This window comes from Chitinophaga fulva (assembly GCF_012927205.1).
GTDB lineage: Bacteria > Bacteroidota > Bacteroidia > Chitinophagales > Chitinophagaceae > Chitinophaga > Chitinophaga fulva.
In genome coordinates, this window is record NZ_JABBGC010000001.1 from 2,854,012 (window position 1) to 2,878,529 (window position 24,518).

At 51.1% G+C, this 24,518-nt stretch carries 2 protein-coding genes; both read left to right on the forward strand.

Annotated elements, in window-relative coordinates; genetic code table 11:
• The first annotated feature begins 5 nt into the window (after positions 1–5).
• Positions 6–14,015, forward strand: a complete 14,010-nt coding sequence (locus tag HHL17_RS11710; RefSeq protein WP_169224901.1) for a non-ribosomal peptide synthetase — start codon at positions 6–8, stop codon at positions 14,013–14,015.
• Positions 14,016–14,019: 4 nt separating this feature from the next.
• The gene (locus tag HHL17_RS11715) at positions 14,020–24,495 is read left to right on the forward strand and encodes a non-ribosomal peptide synthetase (RefSeq protein WP_169224902.1); all 10,476 of its coding nucleotides are present in this window, start codon (positions 14,020–14,022) and stop codon (positions 24,493–24,495) included.
• Positions 24,496–24,518 lie beyond the last annotated feature (23 nt).

Here is a 24,518-nt window from a genome sequence, read left to right on the forward strand (position 1 = left end):
TTCATATGGACAAGAAAGTGATCCACAGCGTTTTTGAAGAAGTAGTAAAAAATAATCCTTCACGCATCGCTATAGAAACCGTTACCGGGAAAATATCCTATGCAGGACTCAATATATATGCCAACAGGATAGCTGCTTTGCTGAAACATATCGGTTGTAAAAAAGGAACTATTGTGAACGTGTTGGGCCAGTCGTCTATACAGCTGGTAGCGGCCATGTTGGGCGTTTTTAAAAGTGGGGGTATCTATCTGCCGGTAGATGCACAGTTTTCCACAAAACGGCTGGCTCAGATATTCGAAGAGACTTTTGATGGGATTATTATTGTGGATGCAGTTCTGCAGGAGGTGGTCCCGGTAGTGATGGAATCACTGTCCATCCCCTTCGCATGCTATATTGTGGCAGATCAGGAAGGCAACATGAGCTTGTATGAGTGGAAAGATGGCCACTCCACGCCGGTTGATTTCAAAGAAGAAGCAGGCTGGCAGGAGAACCCGCCGCTCCTGGCTGATGGCCGGAGCAGTAACTATATTTTTTATACTTCCGGCTCTACAGGAAAAGCAAAAGCGATAGAAGGGGCACATGCCGGGTTGAGCCATTTTATACACTGGGAACTCAAAGAATTTAATATAGCCGACAACGTTAGGGTGAGCCAGATTACCCAATTTACTTTTGATGCTTCGCTGCGTGATGTTTTTGTAGGATTGATCGCCGGTGGCACTGTCTGTATCCCCGACGCAGATACGAAGGCCAATCCGGCTGCTTTGTTGCAATGGCTGGCAGACAACCGGATTACACTGATACATTGTGTGCCGTCCTTGTTCCGGGTGCTGGTAAAGGAAATGGAATGGTCTGACCGGCAATACGACCTGAGTGCCTTACAATACCTGATGATGGCCGGGGAGATGCTGTATACCAGGGATATCAGCGAATGGAGGAAACTGGCCGGCGACCACGTGCAAATAGTAAACTTGTACGGCCCTACGGAAACAACCATGGTGAAATCTTTCTTCCGGATAGGAACGCTGTCAGACAGCCCTTCACAATCCATCCCGGTGGGCATTCCCATCAGCAATACCAATATTGCCGTTATTAAAGACGGATATATCTGTAGTGCTGGTGAGATAGGCGAAATCTATATTAAGACTCCCTTTGCCACCAAAGGATATTATAAAAATGAAACGCTTACCAAAGAATTTTTTGTGCAAAATCCGCTTAGTAATGATGCGGAAGATATAGTTTATAAAACCGGCGATCTGGGCAGGTATTTGTCTGATGGCAATATTGAAGTGCTCGGGCGCCTCGACAGCCAGGTAAAGGTAAACGGTGTCCGGGTGGAACTGATAGAGGTAGAGAGGGCACTGCTGGCGTTGGACGGTATTCATCAAACAGTTGTGAAAGCCCACCGCACTGATGATAACCTGACATCCCTGATAGCCTACTATACAGGGATGGAAAGGGATGTGGAAACTTTCCGCAGCCAGTTGGAACAAAGCCTGAATACGCAGTTGATACCTTCTTATTTTATTCACCTGGAAGCATTTCCACTGAATGTAAATGGAAAAATTGACAGGAGGGCACTGCCCGTTCCGGAAGAAGTGGTCATGGGAGGCGCCAGCTTTGAAGCTCCATCAGGGACCGTGGAAGAAAAATTGGAAACGTTCTGGAAGGAAATATTAGGATATAACAGGATCAGCAGGAACATCTCTTTTTTCAGTATAGGCGGACATTCGCTGCGGGCTATACAACTGGTGTCCAGGATACAGCATGAATTTAATGTCGTTATCCGTATCGCGGATGTCTTCACGGAAAATACTATCCGTAAGCAGGCGGCGTTTATTGCTGCCGGGCTGTCCGCCGGTGCTGTAGCCATTCAGCCAACAGCGCCCCAGCCCCACTATGCCCTGTCTTCCGCGCAAAGGCGCCTCTGGGTATTGTGCCAGTTTGAAGATGGCAGCATGGCGTACAATATGCCGGGCGCTTATGTCATAGAAGGTTCACTGAACGTGGCCCTGCTGAAGGCCGCCTTTGACGGCATGATTGCCCGTCATGAAATATTGAGAACAGTTTTTGGAGAATCGCAGGCAGGGGAGATAAGGCAATTTATTCTCTCCCCGGAAGAAATAGCCTTCGATATTCCCTATGAGGATATAAGAAATCTGGCAGATCAGGAACAGCGGATCAGCAGTTTCCTCGATGCTGAAAGCCGGTACCGTTTCCAGCTCGCTAAAGGCCCGTTGCTGCGGGCTACATTGTTCCGGGTAGAGGATGAACGCTGGGTGCTTTCCTATATGATGCATCACATTATCAGTGATGACTGGTCCATGCAGGTATTGCTGCGGGAACTGTTTGCCATTTATCATGCCGCTATCACCGGTAATGAAGCCGGTTTACCGCCCTTGCCTGTCCAATATAAAGACTATGCTGCATGGCAGCAGGAACAGCTGCGGGAAGATGCATTGACCACCCACCGTACCTATTGGATGGAGCAATTCTCTGGTGAATTGCCGGTGTTACAGTTACCGGCGGACCATCCCAGGCCGGCGGTGAAAACCTATCATGGAGATATTATTTACAGCGTAATCGATAAGGACCTGTCAGAGCGCTTAAAAACTTTTCTGCAGGAAAGGGGGGATACCCTGTTTATGGGCCTGATGACGGTTATCAACGTATTGCTGCACCGCTACACAGGACAACGTGATATCGTTATTGGCAGCCCGGTGGCTGCCAGGGCTCACCTGGCATTGGAGGACCAGATAGGTTTTTATACCAATATCCTCCCGCTCAGAACGCGTTTCAGTAGTGATATCACTTTTGTGGAACTGCTGGAAGAAGTAAGACAACTGACATTGGCTGCCTTCCGGCATGAAGTATTCCCGTTTGATCAACTGATCGATGAGCTGAAACTAAAGCGGGATATGAGCCGTGCGCCCTTGTTCGATGTATTTGTGGACCTTCACGACAGGATGGCCACCGCAGATATTGCTGCCGGCATTGAAAATGCAGGGCTGCGCATCAAACCCCTCGAAGATGGCCAGCACCATGTCAGCAAATTTGATCTGACCTGGATGTTCACCAATACGGACAAGGAAATATACATGTCCCTTGAATACAATACAGACATATATACCGGGGAAACTGCCCGGCGTTATTGCAGCCATTTCCTGCAGCTGCTGGAAGCACTGATCACGGAGCCATTTGTGCCGGTGGCGCAGGCGGATTACCTCCATGCGGATGAAAAACAACTGCTCCTCGAAACATTCAATAGAGACCGTGCGGCAGTACCTGCTTTTCGTGCTATCCCGGCACTGCTGGCGGCGCAAGTGACCGTTGCTCCGGAAGCCGCTGCCATTGTTTTCGATAACCAGCCATTCAGCTACCAGCAGGTGAACGAAGCTGCTAACAGGTTGGCAGCATACCTTGCAGGCGAATGTGCGGTGCGCCGGGGCGACCGTGTGGGAATTATGCTGGACAGGTCGGAGAAAATGATTGTGGCGATGTTGGGCATATTAAAAGCCGGAGCCGTGTATGTGCCGGTAGACCCGGCCTATCCGGAGATACGCAAGGCGGCTATTGTTGAAGATGCCGCTTTGAAAGTATTGATTACACAGACGAATTATCTTTTTGATATCACCTATTTCAATGGGCCACTCTTCGCCATAGACGTACAGCTGGATACCCTCGCCGGAGTTGCCTGGGAAGACGTGCCTGTGATGCCGGAAGAACCGGCTTATGTACTATACACCTCCGGCTCTACAGGCAATCCCAAAGGCTGCGAGATCACACACGGTAGTCTGTCACACTATGTGCAATGGGCCTGTGAATATTATGTGTCCGGCAAGGCGGTACGTGGCAATTTCCCACTGTTTACTTCCTTGTCCTTCGACCTGACAGTGACAAGTATCTTTTGCCCGCTGATAAGTGGTGCTACGGTATATGTTTACGGCCAGGAAAAAGAACTGCCGGATATACTGCAACATTGCCTTGGCATTGATAGTGGGGTGGACTGCATCAAATTAACGCCCTCGCATGTACGGTTGCTGGAAGCGCTGGAAATCGGCGCCAGTGGCATAGGTTGCGCTATTTTGGGTGGAGAAGCGGTGATGGTGGAACATGTGGCGGCATTAAAACAGCTGAATAACCACATGCGGGTGTATAACGAATACGGCCCTACGGAAACAACAGTGGGCTGCGTGGTAAAAGAGCTGGAGGCCTCAGGGCCTGTATTGATCGGCAAACCGGTCAGTGGTGCGGAAATCTGTATCCTGGATGCTTTCGGGCAACTGGTGCCGGTAGGTGTCTATGGAGAAATATGCATAGGAGGGGCAGGGCTGGCACGTGGTTACCTGAACCGGGCGGACCTTACGGAGGAGAAATTTATTGCCCACCCTTACCGTGAAGGCAAACGTTTATACCGCAGCGGTGACAGTGGCCGTTGGCAGGCGAATGGAGAACTGGCTTGTCAGGGCCGTATAGACGACCAGGTAAAAGTACGGGGCTACAGGATAGAACCAGGGGAGATAGAACATGCGCTGAGCGCTTGTCCCGGCATTACAGCCTGTGCGGTGAAAGCGTGGCCGCAGGCAGACGGGGAAGTACTGTTGGCAGGCTACCTGGAAGGAGACAGCCATGACACGGAGCGGGTACGGGCCTTCCTGAGTACGCGCCTGCCTGCTTATATGCTGCCGCAGCAGCTGATCTCCGTACCGGTTTTCCCACTGACTGTAAATGGTAAAACAGACCGTCATGCACTGCCTGCGCCCCAAGCGGACGACCGGTCATCCGGTAAGACATATGTTGCCGCCCGTAATGAAACGGAAACTGTTTTGATAGCCGTATTTGAAGAGGTGTTGAAGAAACAGGGCATTGGCGTATTGGATGACTTCTTCATGCTGGGCGGTGATTCCATCAAATCGATACAGATAGTGGCCCGCCTGAAACAACGCGGTTATACGCTTACTATCCAGGAAGTATTGCAGTATACTACTATTTCGGTGCTGGCTGATTATGTGAAAGTGCTGGTCCGTGAAGCGGACCAGTCGCCGGTGAGCGGCATGATTCCTCTGAGCCCTATTCAGCACTGGTTTTTTGAGGTGGACCCGGAGCATGTTTCGCATTTCAATCAATCCGTGTTGCTGGAAAGCCAGGAACCACTGTCTGAACTGGCGCTGAAAGCTACGCTGGACAGGCTGGTGCAGCATCACGACGCGCTGCGGATGGTATTCCGTGAAACCGCGTCCGGCTGGGAACAGGAAAATAAAAACGAACATCAGGGCTGTAGCCTGGAAATATTGACATGGGGAGATGAAGCCGCTTTCACTGCTGATTGTGAGCGTATACAATCTTCTGTAGATCTTTCCACAGGGCCATTGTTGCGCGCGGGCCTGTTCCGCGGAGCAGGCAAAGACCGTTTGCTGCTGGTAGTCCATCACCTGGTGATGGACGCTGTGTCCTGGCGTATCCTGCTGGAAGACTTGTCTTCTGTTTATCAGGCATTGTCGATGGGCATCTCTGCCCACTTGCCGGCGAAGACGGATTCTTTCCTTTACTGGCAGCAACAACAGCTGGCCTATGCGGTGAGTGATGCCCTGCAACAGGAAACACTTTATTGGGATGCCATTGAAAACCGCGCAGTGGCCGGCCTTGTGCCGGACCATGCGGGAGGCAGTAACCTGATGCAGGATATTGAAACGGTGGGCGTACAGTTATCAGCCGCCACAACGGAATGTTTGCTGACGCGCTGCTACCAGGCTTACGGAACAGAGATCAATGATATTTTACTGGCGGCCCTGGGGCTGGCAGTACAGGAAGTGTTTGGCAGTACAGAAATATTGGTGCGACTGGAAGGTCACGGGCGCGAATATATTGGCAGTGATGTGGACGTCACGCGGACCGTCGGTTGGTTCACTACGATGTACCCTGTATTGCTGGACCTTACCTATGCCCGTGATCCGGTACGGCAGCTGATAGCGGTGAAGGAAAGCCTTCACCGGGTACCGGGCAAAGGTATCGGTTACGGTATCCTTCGTTATTTGTGTGGCCGTCCTTATCAGCTACAGCCACAGATAGGTTTCAATTATCTGGGCGACTTCGGAACGGTCTTACAATCAGAAGCATCGCCTTCAGCCTTTACCTTCTCCGGTGCCCACCGTGGCAGGGAGATGCCCGGCACCCGGCAGCGGGACCTGCTGCTGGAAGTCAGCGGTATGGTGGCAGACGACGTATTGCGTTTAAGCATCGATTATAGCCGTGAACAATTTGAGGCGGCTACGATAAACCGTCTGTCGGCAGCGCTGCAACGTCACCTGGAATGGTTGGCGGACCGGTTGTCGGGTACCACGCGCCGGCAACTGACACCGGTAGACCTGAGTTATACATCGCTGACAGTAGATCAGGTGATGGGGCTGCAGCAGGAGAAAGCAGTGGAAGATATATACCCGTTGAGCCCTTTCCAGGAAGGATTGTACTACCACTGGTTGTCTTCTCCCGGTTCTCCGCTGTACTTCGAACAGATGAGTTACCGTCTGAAAGGGCTGCTGGACCTGTCTTTGCTGGAGCAAAGCTATTATACGCTGGTGTCCCGACATGCAGTGCTGCGGACGCATTTTACGCAACATTACGGAGAGCGCCTGTTACAGGTAGTGTGTACTGATATCCGGGAAGGTTTTTCCGTGTACCGTCCATCAGGTGAAAGTGAAGCCGCTGTAAGCTTGTACCGTGAACAGGACCGGCTGCGGGGCTTCGACCTGCATAAAGGTTCCCAGATGAGACTGGCGGTGATCGCATTGGAAGAGGATGTTTATGAGTTTGTGTGGAGTCATCATCATATCATCATGGATGGTTGGTGTGTGAGCCTCCTGGTGAAAGAATTTTTCCAGATCTACGAGAGCCTGAAGGTTGGCCGTCCTGCCGGGTTGGGGCGTGTATATCCTTACTCAGGCTATATACAATGGCTGGAAGGGCTGGACCGTAACCATACGCGGGAATACTGGCGGCATTACCTGGAAGGATATGATACCGTAAGTACAATACCCCGAATGAAAGCACCCGGAAGGACGTTCCGTGGCAACCAGCAAACGCTGTTACTGGACGGAGCACTTAGGACTTCCATCCGCAGTGTATGCACAACAGCCGGCGTAACGGAGAGTACCTTCATCCAGGCTGTCTGGGGTATATTGTTGGGTAAGTACAATGACAGGGAAGATGTTGTTTTCGGTACAGTAGTATCAGGACGCCCGGCGCAGCTGGAGGGAATGGAAGAAATGATCGGCCTGTTCAGTAATGCGATACCGGTACGTATCCGGCCGGAGAAAAACTTGACAGTCCGCAGCTTACTGAAAACAGTACAGCGGATGTGGATCGGCAGTGCAGACCATCACTATATGCAGTTGGCGGAAATACAGGCGGCCAGTACACTTGGGCGTAACCTGATGGACCATATGCTGGTCTTTGAAAATTATCCCGTGGTAGAAGCGGTGGAAGAAACCATGGAAAATGTCAGGAACATCGCCGTATTAGGAAATAGTGTTTTTGGTCAGGCCAACTATGACCTCATGATCACCGTCATTGCGAGGGACAGCATTGTAATTAAGTTCGACTATAACGAAAGCATATACGAAAACGATCAGGTTGAACGCATGATATCCCATTTGAAAGGAATTATCCATGCAATGATTGAAAACATAGATGAAAACATAGGTACTATCAATTATATCAGCCAGGAAGAACACCGGTTGTTGCTGGAAACATTTAATGACACCACTGTTGCTTATCCTTCTGAAGGTACGCTGGTAAGCCTTTTCCGCGAACAGGTACAGTCCTGTCCGGATGCGCCGGCGCTGGTATTCATGGAAGAGACGCTCAGTTACGCCGTATTGGACGAACGGTCCGACAGGCTGGCGGATTATCTGTTGCAGGCGCACCAGTTGAAACACGGAGAGCGGGTAGGGATTTTAATGGGCCGCTCCGACCGGCTGATAGTGGCCATCCTGGGTATTTTGAAAGCAGGTGGCTGCTTTGTGCCGATAGATCCTGAATACCCGGAACAGCGCCGTTCCTTTATTATCCGCGATGCGGGCATACAGGTGCTGATCACGGAGGCAGACCACATCTTTAACCTGGAACACTACAGCGGTGCGCTGATCGCGCTGGACCTGCAACTGGATACGATGCCGGCAGCAGGACAGCTGCCGGAAGTAAGCGCCACCACGGCAGCTTATGTGATCTACACTTCCGGTTCTACCGGTACGCCTAAAGGTGTGGTGATTGAACATCATGCAATCGTCAATACTATCCGTGCGCAACGTGCGGCCTTTGAGCTTGATGGTCACGAAAGAGGATTGCAGTTTGCATCTCCCTCTTTTGACGCTTCCGTCTGGGAGATATTCATGATGTTAGCAACAGGAGGCACCCTGTATGTAGTGGATGAAGAAAGCCGGAAGACCCCTGAACTACTGGAAGCATACATCCATCAGCATGAAATAGATATAGCGACCCTTCCTCCGGCTTACCTGAAACTGCTGGATGCCTCCCGGCTTGGCCTCAGGAAGCTGATCACAGCGGGAGAAGCGGCTATCATGGGAGATGCGATGGCGTTTTCGTCCCATGGCACTTACTATAATGCCTATGGCCCTGCTGAGTCCAGTATCTGCGCCACCATTTTCCGGGTGGAACAGGGTAGTGGTATTCCTTATAGCAGTGTGCCTGTTGGTAAACCGATTGCCAATACGCAGGTCTACATTTTGAACAAAGACCAGCAGCTGATGCCGGTGGGGGTTTATGGTGAGATATGCCTTGGAGGAGCAGGGCTGGCACAGGGTTACCTGGACCGTCCCGATCTTACATCGGAGCGTTTCATTGCCCATCCCTACCAGGCAGGGGAACGTTTGTACCGTACAGGAGACGTTGGGCGCTGGCTGTCCGACGGGAACGTGGAATTCGGCGGACGTATGGACGCGCAGGTGAAACTACACGGTTACCGTATAGAAACCGGTGAGATAGAACATGTGCTGGAATCGTATGAAGGTATCAGCGGCGCAGTGGTGAAACTGTGGACCAGCGCAGGCGGCGACGCAGCGCTGGTGGCTTACCTGGAAGGCGCGGACCACGATGTACGCGCTGTCCGCGACTACCTGTCTTCCCGTTTGCCGACCTATATGGTGCCGCATCATTTTATATCGCTGGCTTCCTTCCCGGTAACGGTGAATGGAAAAACAGACCGTCAGGCGCTGCCTTCGCCGGAATCGGTACTGCACACGTCGGACGTGGCTTATGTATCCGGCCGTAATGATAAAGAGATACAGCTGATCGCTGTGTTTGAAGAGGTGTTGAAGAAAAGCCCGCTGGGTATTTATGATGACTTCTTCCTGTTGGGAGGAGACTCCATTAAGTCGATACAGATCGTGTCCCGATTGAAACAGCGGGGATATATGCTGGGCATCCAGGATGTGATGCGCAGCCCTGTGATCGCGGAGCTGGCCGGCAGTATGCAGCCGCTTACGCGGGAGGCAGACCAGTCCACCGTTACAGGGCAGACAGGACTAGGTCCTGTACAACAGTGGTTTTTGCAGACCTCCTCCGAATGGGGCCACTACAACCAGTCTGTGTTGCTGGAAAGCCGGGAGCGTTTGTCAGAACCCAGCTTGCGTGCATCGCTGGACCATTTGTTGTTGCATCATGATGCGCTGCGGATGGTATACCATCACAAGGCCGGAGTATGGGAACAGGAGAACCTGGGCAGTGAGCAGGGCTGTTTACTGGAAGTACATGACTGGACAGACGACACTTCATTTGGCGTCATCTGTGACCGCATACAGTCCACTATCGACCTGGAGAATGGCCCGTTGTTCCGGGCGGCCCTGTTCCGCGGAACAGACAAGGACCGTTTGCTGCTGGTGGCGCATCACCTGGTGATAGATGGCGTTTCCTGGCGCATCCTGTTCGATGACCTTGCGGCGTTGTATGAGCAATACCGCAGCGGTGTAACAACGGCGCTGCCCTTAAAGACAGACTCCTTCCGTGACTGGCAACAGCAGCTGTACCGCTATGCAGACAGCACTGCCCTGGCGGAGGAAGCAGCTTACTGGTCGGCAGTGGAAGCAACCGCAGTGACACCGCTTCCGGTAGATCATCCTGACGGTTCCAATAAAGTACAGGACATGACGGAATGTGCTTTTACCCTGGACACAAAGCTTACTAATGATTTACTGACACGCTGTTATAAAGCCTACAATACGGAAATCAATGATATCCTGCTGACAGCATTAGGATTGGCGATGCAGGAAGTGTTTAATACATCAACCGTCTTGCTGCAACTGGAAGGCCATGGCCGTGAGTATATAGGAGAAGAGATGGACGTTACCCGGACAGTAGGCTGGTTTACCAGCATTTATCCGGTAGTGCTGGACATGCGTTATACCACCGATGTGGTACAGCAGTTGATAGCGGTGAAAGAAATGCTGCAGGGTATACCAGGAAAAGGAATAGGCTATGGTATCCTTCGTTATGTTACGGGACATCCTTACAAACTGGCGCCGGAAATCAGTTTCAACTACCTGGGAGACTTTGGCTCGGGTGCAGGCACGGCACAGGACGGAGCGTCACTGTTCAGCTTCAGCGGCGCCTATCATGGACAGGAGACGCCGGCGGACCGGCAGCGGGATACTTTGCTGGACGTCACCGGAATCGTGGTGGCAGGAAATATGGAACTTTCTGTGCGTTACAGCCAACAACAATATGATGCCGCTACAATAGCATCACTGGTAGAGAGCTACCGCCGTCATCTCGAAATGCTTATTCATACTTTGTCAGTACATACAGATACGCTGCTTACACCATCGGACCTCACCTGGAAGGAATTGTCTGTTCAGGAAGTAATGACACTGCAAAAAGAAGTGGCGCTGGAAGATGTATATCCGCTAAGTCCGTTACAGGAAGGCTTGTATTATCATTGGGCGGCTTCACCTGCTTCACCGGTGTATTTTGAACAGATGAGCTACCGCATGAAGGCGGATCTTGATATACAGGTGCTGGAGAAAAGCTACTACGCGCTGATATCACGGCATGCCGTATTACGCACGCATTTTTCACAACATTTTGGAGAGCGCACATTACAGATTGTAGTGCGTGAAATCAAGGAAGGCTTTTCAGCTATCCGGGCTACCGGAGATACAGAAGACTTTATACGTTGTTTTAAGGAAGATGACCGGATGAGTGGCTTCAATCTCAGTAAAGGATCACAAATGCGGTTGACGGTTATCGATTTGGGTGCGGAAATGTATGAATTTGTCTGGAGCCATCATCACATCATCATGGATGGGTGGTGTGTCAGTGTATTGGTGAAGGATTTCTTTACCATATATGACAGCCTGTTGGCAGGAGGCCGTCCGTTGTTACCGGAAGTGCATCCATATGCTACCTATATACAGCTGTTGAGTAATGTGAACAGGGAAGAAGCGTTGTCTTACTGGAGCAACTATCTGAATGTATATGATACGCCTGCTACATTGCCCCGTATGAAAGCGAGGGAGGAGGACCATCGTGGATGCCGGGAGGTACTGCAACTGGACGCCACATTGATGGCTTCCGTGAGAAATATATGCCAGACAACAGGAATTACTGAAAGTACTTTTATCCAGGCCGCATGGGGAATATTGCTGAATAGGTATAATAACACCGATGACGCGGTGTTCGGTGCTGTAGTATCAGGAAGACCGGCAGAGCTGAAAGGTATAGAAGAAATGATCGGTCTCTTCAGCAATACGGTACCGGTGAGGGTCCGTCTTTCTGAAGATGAAACGGTACTGGCGCTGCTGAAGAAAATGCAACAGGCGGCGACCATGGGCAGCCACTATCACTACGTACAACTGGCCGAGGTACAGGCGGCCACTACATTAGGGAGAAACCTGTTTGACCACATCCTGGTATTTGAAAATTTCCCGGTAACGGCTATCGTAAAAGATAACGTGGAAAGGAAAAGTGCTGCCAGTAACTGGACGTTTATAGCTGCTGACGGATTTGACAGGTCTAACTATGACATGACAATCACTATCCATCCGGGTACGGCCACGGAACTGTTGTTCAGTTATAACGGTGCCGTATATACGGAACAGTTGATGTTACAGGTGAAACAGCACCTGCTGCAGATTGTCCGGCAGATGGCAGCTGATGTTGATATCAGGACCGGGGATATTGACATCCTTTCTTCCGGCGAAAAAATACTGTTGACTGCCGGGTTTAATGATACCGCAACAACGTTTCCTTATCTGACAGTCATGGAGATGTTTGAAGCCTGTGTGGCAGCAACACCGGACCAGACAGCACTGACATTTGAGGGCGGCCTGCTGTCCTACCACGAGCTGAATGAGCAGGCTATCGCACTGGCTGCTTACCTGACAGCAAAACACAGCGTAAAAGCGGGCGACCTGGTAGGAATAAAACTGCCACGTAATGAATGGCTGATCGTTTCTATACTGGGGATACTGAAAGCCGGCGCTGCTTACCTGCCCATCGATATCACCTACCCGGAACAACGGATACAATACCTCACCAGGGATGGAAACTGCCGGCTGGTAATCGATGAGGAAGAGATACAACATTTCCGGGGCGACAATATACCGGTGCTGCGGACATCCCATACTGCAACGCCTGACAGTACAGCTTATATTATTTATACTTCCGGTTCCACCGGCCAGCCAAAGGGATGTATGATTTCACATGCCAGTCTGGCGAATTATATCCAGTGGGCCAATAGCTACTATTTTAAAGATGGGTGTAGTGCGGATTTTGGCCTGTTTACATCTGTTTCTTTCGACCTGACGGTTACCAGTATTTTTTGCTCCCTTACCACCGGGCGTACTTTACATATCTACGGACAGGAAGAGGACCTGCTACAGGTACTGGCACACAGCTTCAGTAGTGAAAGCGGTATACAGAGCATTAAGCTGACACCTGCCCATATTAATATCCTGAAAGACCTGCCGGTATCTTCTTCTGCCATGAAATGTGCCATTGTAGGAGGTGAAGAGGTAAAGAGTGAACACGTAAGGATACTGAAAAATATCAGTCCCGGAATAAAGGTATATAACGAGTACGGGCCTACGGAAACGACCGTGGGCTGCGTGGTGAAAGAGCTGAATGGAGAAGGACCGGTGCTGATAGGAAAACCTGTGGCGAATACCCGCATTTTGATCTGCGATCATGCGTTGCGGTTATGTCCTCCGGGAGTCCGTGGGGAAATCTACATTGGCGGTGCAGGAGTGGCGAAGGGATATCGTAATCAACCCGCCATTACTGCGGCGAAGTTTGTGCCTGATCCCCGGGTACCGGGAGAGCGCCTGTATAAAACCGGAGATGCCGGCTGCTGGCAGGCGGATGGGGAAATCGTTTTCCTCGGCCGCATGGATGACCAGATCAAGATCAGGGGATACCGTGTGGAACCGGGTGAAATAGAAACCCTGTTGCAGGACAGGCCTGAAATAGATGCGGCGGTGGTAATAGCTGCCGGAGACGCCGGTAGCAAATACCTGGTAGCATATGTGACCGGCAAAAAAACAATCGACCCCGAGGCACTGAAATTATACCTGGCTGCTCTCGTGCCTGAATTTATGGTCCCGTCCCATGTGCTGCAGTTGCCTGCCATACCTATGACTGTTAATGGAAAAACAGATAAAGAGCGTTTACTGGCCTACTATCTGGCGGACCAGTCACCGGAAAAAACCTATGTGCCACCTGGAACACCTTTGGAAGAAAGAGTATTGCAGATCTGGCGGGAATTATTGGGTATCGAAAAAATCAGCGTGGAAGATAACTTCTTTACACTGGGCGGTCATAGCCTCAATGCCATGAAGTTACTGGCCCAACTGCATAAAGAATTCAACGTGATCATTAAAGTGAAAGAGTTCTTCGGGAAAGCTACCATCCGGGAAATCGGAAAAGAGATACAACGGACGGAATGGTTGCGGAACAAACAGGGAGAACCAGAGGATAATCTTATTTCAGAGAAAAATTTCACACTCTAGCACTATGATAACTGAATTAATTGACAGGCTGATACAAAGCAATATTGTTATTGAACTTGCGGAAGAAGATAAACTGAAAGTTCATGCAGATCTCAACAGCATCCCTCAACAATTGTTGCAGGAGATAAGAGGACGGAAGCAGGAGCTGATTGCTTATCTGAAGGAACGTTCGGCGGATGCGGATTATGAAATGATCCCGCACCTGCCGCAGCAGGAGAGTTACGTGGTGTCTTCTTCGCAGCGGCGCCTTTGGGTGCTGGGGCAACTGGAAGGTGGAGACAGCGCCTATAATATCACCAATGGATTTGTGATCAATGGTCAACTGGACATTGAGGTGATGACGCAAACATTGAACCGTGTTATCGAAAGACACGAGGTGCTGAGAACCGTTTTCCGGATGGATGATAGTGGGGAACTGCGGCAATTTGTGCTGACACAGGAAGAACTTGGCTTTGAAGTAATTTATAGAGATCTGACCGGTATCGCGGACCTGCAGGAGGAGATCAGAAGAATTGCAGAATGGGAAACTACTTTCCGGTTCGACTTTTCCAGGGGACCGCTGGTACGGGCCGTACTGTTGAAAACAGACGGCGACAAATGGGTGCTCGTTTATACAATGGCCCATATTATCAGCGATGCCTGGTCTATGGATGTCCTGATGAAGGAAGTGTTGTCATTGTACAATGGAGCAGTGCAGGGACAACCGGTGGAATTACCGCCACTACGAATACAGTACAGGGATTATGCGGCGTGGCAACAGGAATGCCTGGATACCCACGGGATGAAAGAACACAGGGACTATTGGATGCAACAGTTCCGCAGCGGGATACCAGTGATATTGTTACCTGGCGACAATGCACGTCCTGCTGTGAAAACCTATAGAGGAAGTCTTGTAAGAAGAGAGATATCGCCTGTTGTGATGGACGGTATGAAACGGCTGATGCAGAAAGAAGGAACAACCTTGTTCATGGGGCTCCTGGCAACGGTGAATCTATTGCTGTACAAATATACCGCGCAACAGGATATTGTTATTGGTACGCCTGTTGCCGGAAGGGAGCATGCTGATCTTAAAGACCAGATCGGTTTTTATGTCAATACCCTGCCGCTGCGGTTACAGTTCGATCCTGCCGGCAGTTTCCACGAGCTGTTGCAATTGGTAAAGACAACCACTTTGGAGGCGTACAGTCATCAGGCTTTTCCGTTTGATAAGCTGGTAGAGGAGCTGGAGCTCCATCGCGATATGAGCCGCAATTCATTGTTTGATGTGATGCTTTCCTTGCAGCAAACGGCCGCCGCACAGCCGGCTGGAAAATTTGACTCGCTGGAGGTGAATGCTTATGATGACACAACACATGTTATCAGCAAATTTGATCTCACCTTCAATATGGAGGCGATGGGTAACGGAATGTTGTTAAGCCTGGAGTATAGCCTGGACATTTTCAACCGGGATACAATAGAGCGGATGGCTGATCATTTCGTCCGGCTGTTGGAAGGGGTTGTTGCGGCGCCACAGCTTCCTGTTGCCCGGCAGGCGATGTTAGACAAACAGGAAGAAAAACAGTTGCTGGATATCTTTAACACGTTAGATCATCATTGGTCATCCACTGATACGGTAGTATCCTTGTTTGAAAAAACAGTAAAGGCATCCCCGGACGCTATCGCTGTTATATTCGGTGAAAAACAATTGACCTACCAGGAACTGGACCAGCAGGCCAGCCGTTTCGCTGCCTGGCTGCAAGTGCATTATGCACTGCAGAATGGCGACCTGGCCGGAATTATGTTGCCCCGCAGTGAATGGCAGATTATTACCATACTGGGTATTCTGAAATCTGGCGCTGCCTATTTACCTATAGACCCGGAATATCCGGCAGAGAGGATTAACTACATCCGGCAGGGCAGCAACTGCAAGGTACTGGTAGATGAACAGATAATCGAAGCATTCAGGCATCAGTCGAATGATGTGGGCGCTGTTAAACCATTGGAAACAGTTACTGCCACGCAGCTGGCTTATGTATTATATACTTCAGGATCCACGGGCAACCCCAAAGGCTGTGAGATCACACACGGCAGCCTGTCGCATTATGTGCAATGGGCTTGCGATTATTACGTGTCCGGGCAGGCTGTCCGTGGCAATTTTCCGCTGTTTACTTCCTTGTCCTTCGACCTGACAGTGACAAGTATCTTTTGCCCGCTGATCAGCGGGGCTACGGTATATGTTTACGGCCAGGAAAAAGAGCTGCCGGATATACTGCAACATTGCCTTGGCATTGACAGCGGGGTGGACTGCATCAAACTAACGCCCTCGCATGTACGGCTGTTGGAATCGCTGGATGTAGGCCCCAGCGGTATAGGTTGTGCGATACTGGGAGGAGAATCGGTGATGGTGGAACATGTGGCGGCATTAAAACGGCTGAACAACCACATGCGGGTATATAACGAGTACGGCCCTACGGAGACAACAGTGGGCTGCGTGGTAAAAGAGCTGGAGGCCTCAGGGCCTGTATTGATCGGCAAACCGGTCAGTGGTGCGGAAATCTGTATCCTGGATGCTTTCGGGCAACTGGTGCCGGTAGGTGTCTATGGAGAAATATGCATAGGAGGGGCTGGGCTGGCACGTGGTTACTTGAACCGGGTGGACCTTACGGAGGAGAAATTTATTGCCCATCCTTACCGTGAAGGCAAACGTTTATACCGCAGCGGTGACAGTGGCCGTTGGCAGGCGAATGGAGAACTGGCTTGTCAGGGCCGTATAGACGATCAGGTAAAAGTACGGGGCTACAGGATAGAACCAGGGGAGATAGAACATGCGCTGAGCGCTTGTCCCGGCGTTACAGCCTGTGCGGTGAAAGCGTGGCCGCAGGCAGACGGGGAAGTGTTGCTGGTAGGCTACCTGGAAGGAGACAGTCATGACACAGAGCAGGTACGGGCCTTCCTGAGTACACGCCTGCCTGCTTATATGCTGCCGCAGCAGCTGATCTCCGTACCGGTCTTCCCACTGACCGTAAATGGTAAAACAGACCGTCATGCGCTGCCTGCGCCCCAAACGGACGACCGGTCATCCGGTAAGACATATGTTGCCGCCCGTAATGAAACGGAAACTGTTTTGATAGCTGTATTTGAAGAAGTGCTGAAGAAACAGGGCATTGGCATATTGGACAACTTCTTTATGTTGGGTGGTGACTCCATCAAATCTATTCAAATCATACTTCGGTTAAAACAACGGGGTATGGGACTGACGGTAAAGGATATCATGAAACGCCCTGTCATCGCTGAGTTGGCAGGTTGTGTGAAAGTGCTGGACCATCAGGTGGACCAGTCGCCGGTGAGTGGCATGATTCCTCTGAGCCCTGTTCAACACTGGTTTTTTGCAGTAGACCCGGAACAGGTGGCCCATTATAATCAATCCGTATTGCTGGAATGCCGGGAACCGCTGTCTGAACTGGTACTGAAAGCTACGCTGGACAGGCTGGTGCAGCATCATGACGCGCTGCGGATGGTATTCCGTGAAACCGCGTCCGGCTGGGAACAGGAAAACAAAAACGAACATCAGGGCTGTAGCCTGGAAATATTGACATGGGAGGATGAAGCAGCTTTCTCTGCCGATTGTGAGCGTATACAATCTTCTGTAGATCTTTCCACAGGGCCATTGTTGCGTGCAGGGCTGTTCCGTGGAGCAGGCAAAGACCGTTTGCTGCTGGTGGTCCATCACCTGGTGATGGACGCTGTGTCCTGGCGTATCCTGTTGGAAGACCTGTCTTCCGTTTATCAGTCATTGTCAATGGGCGCTTCCGCCAACTTGCCGGCGAAGACAGATTCTTTCCTTTACTGGCAGCAGCAACAGCAGGCCTATGCGGCGAGCGATGCCCTGCAACAGGAAACGCTTTATTGGGATGCCATTGAAAACCGTGCAGTGGCCGGCCTTGTACCGGACCATGCAGGAGGCAGTAACCTGATGCAGGATATTGAAACGGTGGGCGTGCGGTTATCAGCTGCCACAACGGAATGTTTGCTGACGCGCTGCTACCAGGCTTACGGAACAGAGATCAATGATATTTTACTGGCGGCCCTGGGGCTGGCAGTACAGGAAGTGTTTGGCAGTACAGAAATACTGGTGCGGCTGGAAGGTCACGGACGTGAATATATTGGCAGTGACGTGGACGTCACGCGGACCGTGGGTTGGTTCACTACGATGTACCCTGTATTGCTGGACCTTGCCTATGCCGGTGATCCGGTACGGCAGCTGATAGCGGTGAAGGAAAGCCTTCACCGGGTACCGGGCAAAGGTATCGGTTACGGTATCCTTCGTTACTTGTGTGGCCGTCCTTATCAGCTACAGCCGCAGATAGGTTTCAATTATCTGGGCGACTTCGGAACAGTCTCACAATCGGAAGCATCGCCTTCTGCCTTTACCTTCTCCGGTGCCCACCGTGGCAGGGAGATGCCTGGCACCCGGCAGCGGGACCTGCTGCTGGAAGTCAGCGGTATGGTGGCAGACGACGTATTGCGTTTAAGCATCGATTATAGCCGTGAACAATTTGAGGCGGCTACGATAAGCCGTCTGTCGGCAGCGCTGCAACGTCACCTGGAATGGCTGGCGGACCGGTTGTCGGGTACCACGCGCCGGCAACTGACACCGGTAGACCTGAGTTATACATCGCTGACAGTAGATCAGGTGATGGGGCTGCAGCAGGAGAAAGCAGTGGAAGACATATACCCGTTGAGCCCTTTCCAGGAAGGATTGTACTACCATTGGTTGTCATCTCCCGGTTCTCCGCTGTACTTCGAACAGATGAGCTACCGTCTGAAAGGGCTGCTGGACCTGTCTTTGCTGGAGCAAAGCTATTATACGCTGGTGTCCCGGCATGCCGTGCTGCGGACACATTTTACGCAACATTACGGAGAGCGCCTGTTACAGGTAGTGTGTACTGATATCCGGGAAGGTTTTTCCGTGTATCATCCATCGGGAGAAAGTGAGGCGGCTGTAAGCTTGTACCGTGAACAGGACCGGCTGCGGGGCTTCGACCTGCATAAAGGTTCCCAGATGAGACTGACGGTGATCGCATTGGAAGAGGATGTTTATGAGTTTGTGTGGAGTCATCATCATATCATCATGGATGGTTGGTGTGTGAGCATCCTGGTGAAAGAGTTTTTCCAGATCTACGAGAGCCTGAAGGTTGGCCGTCCTGCTGGGTTGGGGCGTGTATATCCTTACTCAGGCTATATACAATGGCTGGAAGGGTTGGACCGTAACCATACGCGGGAATACTGGCGGCATTACCTGGAAGGATATGATACCGTGAGTACATTGCCTAAAGCGGCATTGCGTGGGGAAGGGTACCGTAACCTGCATAAGATGCTGGTATTGGAGGGCAACAGAAGAGAGGCTATCCGGCAGCTGTGTATCGCAGAGGGTATTACAGAGAGTACCTTCATCCAGGCTGCCTGGGGTATATTACTGGGTAAGTACAATGACAGGGAGGATGTTGTCTTCGGTACAGTGGTATCAGGACGTCCGGCGCAATTGGAAGGGGTAGAGGAAATGATCGGCCTGTTCAGTAACGGGATACCGGTACGTATCCAGCCGGGAAAAACCCTGACAGTGCGTAACCTACTGAAAACGGTGCAACAGATGTGGATCGATAGCGCAGACCATCACTACATGCAGTTGGCGGAAATACAGGCAGCCAGTACACTTGGGCGTAACCTGATGGACCATATGCTGGTCTTCGAAAACTTCCCCGTAGTAGAAGCTATAGAAGAACGCATCGATAGTTTTAAGGGTTTGTCGGTGATGTCCGGAGGTGCTTTTGGACGGGCGAATTATGACCTCATGCTAACGATTTCCCATCACCGGAATATTGAAATAAAGTTTGATTACAACACCGCTGTTTATGAGAGCGCGCAGATAGATCGCCTGATGATGCATCTGACCACACTCATTGATGGCATACTGGAAGATATAGATACTGCCGTGATTTCCCTTGAATATATAGGGAAAGAAGAACGCCGGCTATTGCTGGAAACATTTAATGCCACCACTGTTGCTTATCCCCGGGGAGATACGCTGGTAAGCCTTTTTCGCGAACAGGTACAGTCCCGTCCGGATGCGCCGGCGCTGGTATTCATGGAAGAGACGCTCAGTTACGCCGTATTGGATGAACGGTCCGACCGGCTGGCGGATTATCTGTTGCAAGCGCACCAGTTGAAACGCGGAGAGCGGGTAGGGATTTTAATGGGCCGCTCCGACCGGCTGATAGTGGCCATCCTGGGTATTTTGAAAGCAGGTGGTTGCTTTGTGCCGATAGATCCTGAATACCCGGAACAGCGCCGTTCCTTTATTATCCGCGATGCGGGCATACAAGTGCTGATCACGGAGGCAGACCACATCTTTAACCTGGAACACTACAGCGGTGCGCTGATCGCGCTGGACCTGCAACTGGATACGATGCCGGCAGCAGGACGGCTGCCGGAAGTAAGCGCCACCACGGCTGCTTATGTGATCTATACTTCTGGTTCTACCGGTACGCCTAAAGGTGTGGTGATAGAACATCATGCGATCGTCAACACTATCCACGCGCAACGTGCGGCCTTTGGTATCAGTCATTATGAAAAAGGATTACAGTTTGCATCTCCCTCATTTGATGCTGCTGTTTCTGAGATATTTATCATCATCCTGGCAGGTGGTACCTTACACTTGATAGATGAAGAAAGACGGAAGACCCCTGAATTACTGGAAGCATACATCCATCAGCATGAAATAGATATAGCGACCCTTCCTCCGGCTTACCTGAAACTGCTGGATGCCTCCCGGCTTGGCCTCAGGAAGCTGATCACAGCGGGAGAAGCGGCCATCATGGGAGATGCGATGGCGTTTTCGTCCCATGGCACTTACTATAATGCCTATGGCCCTGCTGAGTCCAGTATCTGCGCCACCATTTTCCGGGTGGAACAGGGTAGTGGTATTCCTTATAGCAGTGTGCCTGTTGGTAAACCGATTGCCAATACGCAGGTCTACATTTTGAACAAAGACCAGCAGCTGATGCCGGTAGGGGTTTATGGTGAGATATGCCTTGGAGGAGCAGGGCTGGCACAGGGTTACCTGAACCGCCCCGATCTTACGTCGGAGCGTTTCATTGCCCATCCCTACCAGGCAGGGGAACGTTTGTACCGTACAGGAGACGTTGGGCGCTGGCTGTCCGACGGGAACGTGGAATTCGGCGGACGTATGGACGCGCAGGTGAAACTACACGGTTACCGTATAGAAACCGGTGAGATAGAACATGTGCTGGAATCGTATGAAGGTATCAGCGGCGCAGTGGTGAAACTGTGGACCAGCGCAGGCGGCGACGCAGCGCTGGTGGCTTACCTGGAAGGCACTGGCCACGATGTACGCGCTGTCCGCGACTATCTGTCTTCCCGTTTGCCGTCCTATATGGTGCCGCATCATTTTATATCGCTGGCTTCCTTCCCGGTAACGGTGAATGGAAAAACAGACCGTCAGGCGCTGCCTTCGCCGGAATCGGTACTGCACACGTCGGACGTGGCTTATGTATCCGGCCGTAATGATAAAGAGATACAGCTGATCGCTGTGTTTGAAGAGGTGTTGAAGAAAAGCCCGCTGGGTATTTATGATGACTTCTTCCTGTTGGGAGGAGACTCCATCAAGTCGATACAGATCGTGTCCCGATTGAAACAGCGGGGATACATGCTGGGCATCCAGGATGTGATGCGCAGCCCTGTGATCGCGGAGCTGGCCTGCAGTATGCAGCCGCTTACGCGGGAGGCAGACCAGTCCACCGTTACAGGGCAGACAGGACTAGGTCCTGTACAACAGTGGTTTTTGCAGACCTCCTCCGAATGGGGCCACTACAACCAGTCTGTGTTGCTGGAAAGCCGGGAGCGTTTGTCAGAACCCAGCTTGCGTGCATCGCTGGACCGTTTGTTGCTGCATCATGATACGCTGCGGATGGTATACCGTCACAAGGCCGGGGTATGGGAACAGGAGAACCTGGGCGGTGAGCAGGGCTGTTTACTGGAAGTACATGACTGGACAGACGACACTTCATTTGGCGCCATCTGTGACCGCATGCAGTCCACTATCGACCTGGAGAATGGCCCGTTGTTCCGGGCGGCCCTGTTCCGCGGAACAGACAAGGACCGTTTGCTGCTGGTGGCGCATCACCTGGTGATAGATGGCGTTTCCTGGCGCATCCTGTTCGATGACCTTGCGGCGTTGTATGAGCAATACCGCAGCGGTGTAACAACGGCGCTGCCCTTAAAGACAGACTCCTTCCGTGACTGGCAACAGCAGCTGTACCGCTATGCAGACAGCACTGCCCTGGCGGAGGAAGCAGCTTACTGGTCGGCAGTGGAAGCAACCGCAGTGACACCGCTTCCGGTAGATCATCCTGACGGTTCCAATAAAGTACAGGACATGACAGCCTGCTCCTTCGTGCTGGACACAAAGCTTACAAATGACTTACTGACACGCTGTTATAAAGCCTACCATACAGCAACCAATGATATCCTGCTGACGGCATTGGGATTGGCGATGCAGGAAGTGTTTAATACATCAACCGTCTTGCTGCAACTGGAAGGCCATGGCCGTGAATATATAGGAGAAGAGATGGACGTTACCCGGACAGTAGGCTGGTTTACCAGCATTTATCCGGTAGTGCTGGACATGCGTTATGCCACCGATATGGTGCAGCAGCTGATAGCGGTGAAAGAAATGCTGCAGGGCATACCAGGAAAAGGAATAGGCTATGGTATCCTTCGTTATGTTACGGGACATCCTTACAAACTGGCGCCGGAAATCAGTTTCAACTACCTGGGAGACTTTGGCTCGGGTGCAGGCACGGCACAGGACGGAGCGTCACTGTTCAGCTTCAGCGGCGCCTATCATGGACAGGAGACGCCGGCGGACCGGCAGCGGGATACTTTGCTGGACGTCACCGGAATCGTGGTGGCAGGAAATATGGAACTTTCTGTGCGTTACAGTCAACAACAATATGATGCCGCTACAATAGCATCGCTGGTGGAGAGCTACCGCCGTCATCTCGAAATGCTTATTCATACTTTGTCGGCAGAACAGCGGGAGATTGCGGCTGTGGCGGGATTGCCAGTAGTGACCACAGTAGAAAGAGGCACACTGTTGAACGCTTCCTATAACCAACTGTTTTTCTTTTCTGAGTGGGAGGTAAAGGTAGATGCGGTAGTGTCCTGCTATGAGACGCCGCAACTTGATATACCGGCTTTTCACAAAGCGCTGGAAAAAATTACAGAAAGGCATGAAGTGCTTCGTACCGGTTTTGTCCGGACAGCCGCAGGTGTCCGGCAATGGATATTGCCGGCAGAAGAAGCTTCTCACCCATATCCACAGGTGAAGGTGCTGGAAGATGATGCAGCCAGGGCTGCTGTCATTAGCCAGGCGCATCATAAAAAGTTCGACATGGGTAAACCACCACTCTTTGAGTCGCAGGTGTACCAATTGCCAGGTGGTAGTTTTCTGGTAGTGCTCATATTGCATCATGCCATTACAGATGGTTATTCCGATGGTATCCTGCTGCGGGAATTGTCTTCTCTGTATGAACAGGAACTGCAGCATGGCGGATCAGCATTACCGCCGCTGCCCTGCCAGTACCAGGACTTTACAAAATGGCAAAAACATTTTGTTGACTCAGCGGAAGGCCGCCGGCAAAAAGACTATTGGACCAAAAAACTGGCAGGATTTAACCCATATCTGGATCTTTCTGCTGTAGGCTTCGAAAAAGCGGTAGCAACAGAAACGGATATACGTACAATCTTTACCATCGATGGACAGCTGTACACTGATATGTGCGGATTCAACAGGGAAAATAACCTCACACCGGCCGGTTTGTTGATGGGGGCTCTCTCGCTGCTGTTGTACCGGTTTACAGGAAAGGAAGACGGTACTTTTGCCATGCCCGTTTCATCCAGGAATGCAGGGCAGTTCGGAACGCTGGATATCAGCAGCCTGATAGGTTATTTTGTAAATGTGATATTCATCAGAACGCAGACAGACAACAATTTGCCGCTGCTGGAATATGTACGCAAGATACAACAGGGGTTCATGGAAGACCTGAGCAACAGTTTGTATCCCTTCCGCAAACTGATAGATGAACTACCCGGTATTATTCCTTCAGATGATTTTATGAATGACCATGTTTTCTTTAACTACCACAATTATGACTATATGAAAACATTGGAAGCCAATAGGACGGCAGAGCAGGACGATGACAGGGAAGAAGCAGTGGACATGCGTGCGGTGTTGGGTATCAATGTCAATGAATACAAGGGTTGTACCGAAGTGCAATTTATATTTAACCCGGCTGTTTTTGATAGCAGCATGCGCAGAAAGCTGAAAGCTATGTATATCGCTATGCTTCATAGTATCGTGTATGATCCGCAGCTACCTGTAAAAGCTATCCCGGACAACATGACCGTCAATCATTATTAACATCAAAATCGTCACTATTAATT